Source organism: Variovorax sp. 20P10.2.4 (assembly GCF_058244205.1).
Map to the genome: position 1 here is coordinate 1 of NZ_JBZAYE010000313.1, position 8,296 is coordinate 8,296.

The window sequence follows — 8,296 nt, forward strand, 5'->3', positions numbered from 1 at the left end:
CGCGCCAGGCATGCAGGGCGCGGTGCCCGGCCTCGTCCATCTCGCCGGCATGCAGCTTCACGAGCCAGTCCGCGGCCTGCAGCACCACCGGGTCGTCGCCGCGCGGGCGCGTGGCGTTCAAAGCATCGAGGCGATGCATTGAGCGAAGCCCGCGCGCATGTCGCGCTTGACGGTGCGCACTGACACCTCGAGGCGCTGCGCGATCTCCTCGTAGCCCAGGCCCTCGAGTTGCGACAGCAGGAACACGGTGCGCGTGCGCGCGGGCAGCGCGTCGAGCATGGCATCGATGCGATGCAGCGCCTCGATCACGAGCAGGCGGTCCTCGGGCGAGGGCGCCAGCGGCTCGGGCATGGCGGCCAGTTGCTCGACATAGGCCTGCTCGAGCGCCCGGCGGCGGAAGTGATCGACCAGCAGCCCGTGCGCGACGGTGCGCAGGTAGGCGCGCGGCTCGTGCAGCTGCTGCGCCTTCGACGGCGCGGCAACCAGCGTGAGGAAGGTGTCATGCGCCAGGTCCGCCGCATGGTGGATGTCGCCGAGCTTCCTGCGCAGCAGGGCCTGGAGCCAGCCGTGGTGGTCGGCATAGAAGGCTTCGACGGCTTGCATTGGCGTGGCGCGCGGACCCATGGCGAGACTGTCTACACAAGAGAGGACGCGGGGCCCTACGATGCAAATGAGAACTATTATTATAAACAGACGCTCGGCACCGTCGGCATCGAAGCGCGCGAGCGCCCGCTCACTTCAGCAACGGAAAGCTCTGCGGCAACACCGCGAGCCAATGCCGCGCGGCCACCGACAGCCGCGTGGTGCGGCGGCGGATCAGCGAGATCCGGTGGCGGAAGCTCGCGAGGTCGGAGATCGCGATCCGCCGCATGCCCCACTGCTGCGCAATGTCGGCGGCGTAGCCCGGCACGATCAGGAAACCCGCGCCCTGCCGCGCGAAGCCCAGGGCCGCCGTGAGCGACCCGACCTCGATGTGGTTCTCGAAGCGCAGCGGCGTGCGCGCGAAGATCTGGTCGAGCGTGCGGCGGATGCTGTAGGAATCGCGCAGCGAGATGTAGTTGTAGGGCAGCAGCTCCGCGGCCCGGATGGAACGCCGGCGCGCGAGCGGATGCGCGTCGTCGACGATGGCATACATCGCGTCCTCGATCGCCACGGTGGCCTCGAGGCCGCTGATCTCGGAATCCGTGGCGCAGAAGCCGATGTCCACTACGCCCGACCGCACGCGGTCCAGTGTCTCGTCGGTCGAGCATTCGTGGATCTCGAAGTCGATGCCGGGATAGCGCTGGCGGTAGCTCGCGATCGGCCCCGCGAGCAGGCCGTAGTGCATCAGCGGCGAGGCGGCCACGCTGACCTTGCCGCGCTCCAGCGTGATCAGCTCGGTGATGCTGCGCTTGGCGGTGGCCATGGTGGCCGTCACGTCCTGGGCGAACTCGAAGAACTCGCGCGCCGCATCGTTGGGTACCACGGTGCGCGTGGTGCGCTCGAACAGGGTCATGCCGAGCTGGTTCTCGAGCTCGGCCACCATCTTGCTCGCCGCGGACTGCGAGATGTGCAGGCCGTTCGCCGCCACGGTGAAGCTGCCGGCCTCGTAGACGGCGAGGAAGACCTGCAACTGGCGAAAAGAGATATTCATTCCATCTTCTACTGAATGCAGTAGAAAAATTCCATTGTGGCATGGGACTTCGCCGCGCAAGATGCGCCGGCTCACACAGACCACAGACATCCCATGCATCCCTCCGACACCCGTCCCCAATGCCATGTCGCCCGCACCGCCCAAGGCGTCGTCACGGTCCGTTTCGACAACGGCCGGCTGAACCTGCTGACCGGGGACGCCGCCCACATCTACGCCGACACGCTGCAGGAACTGGCCGCCGACGAGACCACGAAGCTGCTCGTGATCCGCGGCGGCGACAGCGCCTTCCTCGGCGGCGCCGACATCAAGTTCCTGAAGGACGCCTCCAGGCGCGACATCGATGCCTACATCCGCAGCGTGTGGCGGCTGTGCGAGACCATCCGCGACATCCCCTTCGCCACGATGTCGGTGATCTCGGGCTACTGCCTGGGCGCCGGCATGGAAGTGGCCGCCGTCTGCGACATCAAGCTGGCCGCGCGCGACGCCAGGTTCGGCATGCCCGAGGTCAAGCTCGGCGTGCCCTCGGTGATCCACGGCGCGATGCTGCCCGGCATGATCGGCGCCACGCGCACGCGCGACCTGCTGCTCAGCGGCCGCATCATCCCGGCCGCGTTGGCGCTCGACTGGGGCCTGATCACGGACGTCGCGGGCGACGACGGCCTCGATGCCGCCCTCGCGCACTGGCAGGCCGAGATCGAGGCCAACGGCCCGCTCGCGATGCGCATCCAGAAGAAGCTGATCCGCGACTGGGAGCGCATGCCGCTGCAGGAAGCCATCAACGTCGGCATCGCCGGCCTCGTGAGCGCCTACGACAGCGACGAGCCCAAGCGCTACATGGAAGCCTTCCTCGCGAACCGGAAGCGCCGCTGAGACGGCACCGGCGAGCCCACGAGACATCCAAGGAGACACCATGAAGTTCAAGCCCCTGCGCCGCGCCCTGTGCGCCCTGTTCGCGCTGCCCTTCGCCCTCGGCGCCGCGCATGCCGACGACTATCCCTCGCAACCGCTCACGCTGGTGGTGCCCTTCGCGGCCGGCGGCATGACCGACATCCTGGCCCGGCAGTTCGCGAAGACGGTGCAGGAGAAGCTGCGGCAGACCGCCATCGTCGACAACAAGCCCGGTGCCGGCGGCGTGATCGGCGCGACCCGGGTCGCGCGCGCCAGGCCCGACGGCTACACGCTGCTGATCACCACCACGGCGCACGTGGTGAACCCCTCGATCACGAAGAACCTGCCCTACGACACCGAGAAGGACTTCGCGCCCATCGCCATGCTGGCGCGCACGCCCAACGTGCTGCTGGTGAACCCGTCGCTGCCGGTGGCGACGGTGCCCGAGCTGCTGGACTATGCGCGCAAGAACAAGGGCGTCACCTACGGCTCCTCGGGCACAGGTGGCACCACGCACCTGTCGGGCGAGCTGCTCGCGAGCCGCACCGGCGCGCCGCTGATCCACGTGCCCTACAAGGGCACGGCGCTCGCGGTCAACGACCTGCTCGGCGGCCAGATCCAGGCCTCCTTCGTCGATGGCCTGAGCGCGCTGAAGTACGTGAAGGCCGGCAGCCTGCGCGCCATCGGCGTCTCGACGCGCGAACGCAATCCCACGCTGGCCGAGGTGCCGACCATCGCCGAGCAGGGCGTGCCCGGCTACGAGACCGAGATCTGGATCGGGCTCTACGCGCCCGCGGGCACGCCGCCGGCCATCCTCGAGAAGCTCAATGCGCTGGCGCTGCAATCGATGGGCGAGCCCGGCTTCCGCAAGACGCTCGACGAGCAGGCGACCACGCCGGGCACCATGGACGTGGCCGCGACACGGCGCTACGTGGCGAGCGAGATCCGCAAGTGGGGCGACATCGTCAAGAAAGCCGGCATCGAGGCCCAATGACGACCGCCGCGACGCGCAACGCCGGACTGCCGCTGTCCGGCATCCGGATCCTCGACCTCACCAGCGTGATCATGGGTCCGTTCGCGACCCAGATGCTGGCGGAGTACGGCGCCGACGTGGTCAAGCTCGAGCCGCCCGAGGGCGACATCATGCGCGAGATGGGCCCGCACCTCGAGCCGGGCATGGGGCCGGTCTACCTGAACCTCAACCGCGGCAAGCGCAGCGTCTGCCTGGACCTCAAGCAGCCCGAATCGCGCGAAGTGATCGCGCGTGCCGCGCAGGCCAGCGACGTGTTCGTCACCAACATGCGCAAGAAGGCGCTCGCCAAACTGGGACTGGACTGGGACACCCTGCGCCGCCACAACCCGCGCCTGATCTACGTCTTCCTGGCCGGCTTCGCCGAACACGGCCCCGACGCGGGCAAGCCGGCCTACGACGACCTGATCCAGGGCATGGTCGGACTGCCAGGCCTGGTGGCCCGCGCCGCGGACGGACGCCCGCGCTACCTGCCGCTCAACATCGCCGACAAGACGGTGGGCCTGTACGTGGTGCAGACGGTGCTCGCCGCGCTGCTGCAGCAGCGCCGGGCCGAGGAAGGCCAGTACATCGAGGTGCCGATGTACGAGACCATGGCCTCCTTCATGCTCAGCGACCACCTGGGCGCCGCCACCTTCGCGGCCAACGATGCCGCGCAGGCCGGCAACCCGCGCCTGCTGTCGGCCTACCGCCGGCCCTACCGGACGGTCGACGGCTGGATCTGCACCATCGTCTACACCGACCGCCACTGGGAGTCGTTCATGCGCCTCGTGGGCGACGGCGAACTCTGGGACCGCGATGCGCGCTTTCGCAGCATGGCGAACCGCACGAAGCACATCGATGCCGTGTATGCCTATGTGGAGAGCCGGCTCGCCACGCGCAGCACTGCAACCTGGCTGCAATTGCTGGCGGACGCGGACATTCCCGTGGCCGCCTGCCCCGAACTCGGCGAGCTGATCGATTCGCTGGAGAACGCCGAGCGCGGCGTCGTGCATCGTTACCAGGATGCCGAAGGCCGCTGGTACCGGGGCCTGTCGCCGACCGTGCAATGGACGCGCACCCCGCTGGCCGCCGGCGCGATGGCGCCGCGCCTGGGCGAGCACACCGACGAGGTGTTGCGCGAGTGGATGGGCGTGCCGGTTCCTCTTTGAATTGGCGCGCGCCATCGCGCCAATTTGCTGCGCCGATTCATTGCGCCATTGCAGCATGCCTGCGCGCAATTCGCCGATCCGAATTGGCAACGCAGCTTCGCGAATGCCAAACCCTCATGGCGCCATGCAAAAAAATCGACCCGCGCCAGGGCCGATGCACGCCTGTACAGAGGGCCAGGGTAAGTAATCGGTAAGGAAGATTTCCAACACTGGTTTCGACATTGGCGATCGCGCCGATGTGCAGATCGGCCGCATCCGCGGACCGCAATAACACCTCATTGGAGACAGACCATGAACAAGCGCCAGGCAGCGTTGGCTTCGTCACGCCCATCGTTTTCGCATCCCTCTTCATCACGACCGCGGCGCCATGCGCTGGCGGCCGTCGCCGTGGCCGCGCTGCTGGCCACGGCCTGCGGCGGCGGCGGAGGTGGCGGCAGCGGCTTCCTGCCGATCGCGGGCGGCGGCGGCACGGGCGGTGGCGATGGCGGCAGCAACGAGCCGCCCGTGAAGATCCAGGCGCTGAGCACGCTGCAGGGCAGCACCAAGGACGTCGCGATCGAGTTCCACGAGGGCACCAACATGGCGGCCGCGCCCTCGCCCGATGGCCAGCGCGTGGCCTTCACCGCGCAGGGCGTGCTGTGGGTGGTGCCGATCGCCGGCGGCAAGGCCACGCGCATCACGGGCTGGGACATGGAGCCGACCTCGCCCGTGTGGTCACCCGACGGCAGCCGCATCGCGTTCCAGAACTACGACGCCGAAGGCAACTTCCACATCTGGACCGTGCGGCCCAATGGCGCGGACCTCACGCGCATCACCAGCGGCGCGTTCGACGACCGCGAGCCGGCCTGGACGCCCGATGGCCGCACGCTGGTCTTCGCCTCCGACCGCAGCCAGGACCGCCAGTACAAGATCTGGCAGGTGGAACTCGGCTTGCGCAAGTACTCGGCGCTCACGCAGGGCGCGGGCACCGAGAGCAACCCGGTGGTCTCGCCCGACGGCACGCAGCTCGCGTTCGTCAGCGCGCGGCGCATCTTCACGCAGCCGATGGGCAGCACCGAGGCACCGAAACTCGTCGGCCCCGGCGTGCTGCCGGTGTGGCTGCCCGACGGCTCGGGCCTGGCCTACCAGGGCACGACCAAGTCGATCGTGGTCGCCGGCAAGGAGGTGGTGGCGCCCAACGAGGACATGTTCGCCTTCCCGCCGCGCTGGCTGCCCGGCGGGCGCTTTCTCTACACGGCCGACGGCAAGATCAAGATCCGCAACGCGGGCGGCGACGGCCTCGCGGAAGTGCCGTTCAGCGCCACGCTCGAAGTGCGCCGTCCGGTGTTCGCCAAGTCGCGCGAGCGCGGCTTCGGCGTGCTCGGCGACCAGCCGGTGCGCGGCATCAGCAGCCCGGTGATCTCGCCCGACGGTCGCCGCGTCGCCTTCGTCGCGCTCAACGACATCTGGGTGATGCCGATCGGCGGCACGCCGGTGCGCCTGACCAACGACAAGGACCGCGACGGCAATCCGCAGTTCACGCCCGACGGCAGCGCGGTCTACTTCTCGACCGAGAAGGGCAACGGCGGCGCGCTCGCGATCGACCGCATCGACATCGCGAGCCGCGCGCGCACGCGGCTCGGCGCGCAGACCGGCAAGTCGATGGTGATGCCGAAGATGTCGCCCGCGGGCGACCGCATCGCCTACACCACGGGCTCGGGCACGCTCGAGGTCTGGGACATCGCCTCGAAGACCGCGCAGAAGGTGGTCGAGGCGGTGGGCTCGCAGATCAGCACGCCGCAGTGGACGCCCGACGGCAAGCGAATCGTGGTGGTCGACAACGACTCGGTCAGCAGCCGTTCCTTCGAGGGCTACAACAAGCTGCGCGTGATCGACCTCGGCACGAAGAGCGGCACCTTCTACCCGGTGGGCGACGCGCCGCGCCAGATCTCGGACCGCGAGGAAGGCGCGGCCGTGATCTCGCCCGACGGCAGCAAGGTGGCCTTCGTGATGGACTCGGTGCTGCACGTGATGCCGCTGAAGGCCGACGGTTCGCCCGACGGCCCGGCCAAGGCCATCACCACCGAGGCCGCCGACCTGCCCTCGTGGGCCGGCGACTCGCGCACCCTGCTCTACAAGGCCGCGGACAAGCTCAAGACCATCGGCGCCGATGGCGCGGGCGCGACCGAGGTGCCCGTGAGCCTGACGTGGAAGCAGGCGGCGTCCCAGGGCACGACCGTGGTGCGCGCGGGCCAGCTGTGGAGCGGCAAGGACGGCCAGTTGCAGAACGACGTCGACATCGTCATCAAGGGCAACCGCATCACCGCGATCCAGCCGCACGACGAGGCGGTGGCCAAGGCCGCGGACAAATACATCGATGCCTCGGGCCTCACGGTGATGCCCGGCCTGTGGGATGCCCACTCGCATCCGCTGACGCTCTACCAGGGCGGCCAGTACGGCCAAGGCTCGGCCTCGATGCTGTCCTACGGCGTCACCTCGACGCAATCGGTCGGCGGTCCGCTGCACCAGAGCATCGAGATGCGCGAGGCGCTGGAGGCCGGCAACCTGCTGGGCCCGCGCCTGTTCGTCTCGCCGCCGCTGTGGGATGGCAACCGCATCACCTGGAGCTTCGCGCGCAGCGTGCGCACGCCCGAGGCGGCCGACCTCGAGATCGCGAAGGTGCGCACGCTCGGCGTGGACTACCTCAAGGCCTACATGCGCGCGCCGATCCCGCTGATGCACAAGATCGCGCAGGCGGCGCTCGACATAGGCATCCCGAGCGGCACGCACAACCTGTCGCCGGGCGCGGCCTCGGGCCTGGCCGAGACCACGCACCTTTCGGCACCGCAGCGCCTGGGCTACGGCTGGTCGCGCTCGGCCGGCGGCACCACCTACCAGGACGCCTACGACCTGCACGGCAAGGGCGATTTCCGGCTGATCCACACCGCCCTGTTCGCCTATCCCTTCGTCGGCGCGGACCTGACCGGCGGCGACCGCTTCGAGCTGCTGACCTCGCCGAACTTCCTCGACGTGCTGCGCAGCAATCCGCAGCCGCCGACCGAGGCGGCGGTGGCCAGCGCGCGGTTGCAGGAGGATCAGGTGAGCAAGCTGCGCACCGCCGGCGCCATGATCGCCATCGGCACCGACTCGCCGCTGGTGCCGCCGGGCATCGCGCTGCACAACAACATGCGCGCCGCCGCGCTGACCAACTCGAACCTGCAGGTGCTGCAGGACGTGACGGTCAATGCCGCGCGCATGAGCCTGGTCGACAAGGACCTGGGCACGGTGGAGGTGGGCAAGCTGGCCGACCTGGCCATCGTGCGCGGCAACCCGCTGCAGGACCTGAAGGCCGCGGCCGACGTGCGCTACGTGGTGAAGAACGGCGTGAGCTACTCGCTCGCGGAGATCCTCGCGCCGTTCCGCACCCCGGCCGCGCTGGCCGAGCGGCGCAGGACGGTGCTGGCCTACCAGCGCCTGTGCCGGACCACGCCGCACGAATGCGGCGAGGTCGCCAGCGGCTATGGGCATGACCACCACCATTGAGGTGGAACGCGGCCGGAGGGCGGGGCCACGGCCCCGCGCTTCAGCCGCGGCGCAGCACCATGCCCGCGTGCG

The 8,296-nt window shown here is 69.3% G+C and carries 7 protein-coding genes; 4 read left to right on the top strand and 3 right to left on the bottom strand.

All coding sequences use genetic code 11. The features are described 5' to 3' along the window. From AC27VN_RS24860 to AC27VN_RS24870, 3 genes are all read right to left on the bottom strand, one after another. Positions 1-139: FecR/PupR family sigma factor regulator (locus tag AC27VN_RS24860; protein WP_490878245.1), on the bottom strand; the 139-nt coding region annotated here is incomplete at its 3' end. Next, positions 118-603: a sigma-70 family RNA polymerase sigma factor gene (locus tag AC27VN_RS24865; RefSeq protein WP_256222679.1), complete on the bottom strand. Its 486-nt coding sequence runs from the start codon at positions 601-603 to the stop codon at positions 118-120. The genes AC27VN_RS24860 and AC27VN_RS24865, both read right to left, overlap by 22 nt. 130 nt (positions 604-733) lie before the next feature. After that, positions 734-1,633 carry a LysR family transcriptional regulator gene (locus AC27VN_RS24870; protein ID WP_177239412.1) on the bottom strand — a complete coding sequence of 300 codons (900 nt, stop codon included), beginning with the start codon at positions 1,631-1,633 and terminating at the stop codon, positions 734-736. 93 nt (positions 1,634-1,726) lie between these two features. Between AC27VN_RS24870 and AC27VN_RS24875 the strand changes: the two genes are divergently transcribed. The 4 genes from AC27VN_RS24875 (at position 1,727) to AC27VN_RS24890 (ending at position 8,224) form a co-directional block, all read left to right on the top strand. After that, complete coding sequence (locus AC27VN_RS24875; protein ID WP_490878241.1) at positions 1,727-2,503, top strand: enoyl-CoA hydratase-related protein; 777 nt, start codon at positions 1,727-1,729, stop codon at positions 2,501-2,503. A 40-nt stretch (positions 2,504-2,543) separates the two neighbouring features. Next, on the top strand, positions 2,544-3,515 hold the full coding sequence (locus AC27VN_RS24880) for a Bug family tripartite tricarboxylate transporter substrate binding protein (protein WP_490878242.1): 972 nt from the start codon (positions 2,544-2,546) through the stop codon (positions 3,513-3,515). Further along, positions 3,512-4,702, top strand: a complete 1,191-nt coding sequence (locus AC27VN_RS24885; RefSeq protein WP_490878243.1) for a CaiB/BaiF CoA transferase family protein — start codon at positions 3,512-3,514, stop codon at positions 4,700-4,702. The genes AC27VN_RS24880 and AC27VN_RS24885 overlap by 4 nt, the downstream gene beginning before the upstream one ends. 291 nt (positions 4,703-4,993) lie before the next feature. Further along, entirely contained in the window at positions 4,994-8,224 is a 3,231-nt protein-coding gene (locus tag AC27VN_RS24890) for an amidohydrolase family protein (RefSeq protein WP_490878244.1), read from the top strand. Positions 8,225-8,296 lie beyond the last annotated feature (72 nt).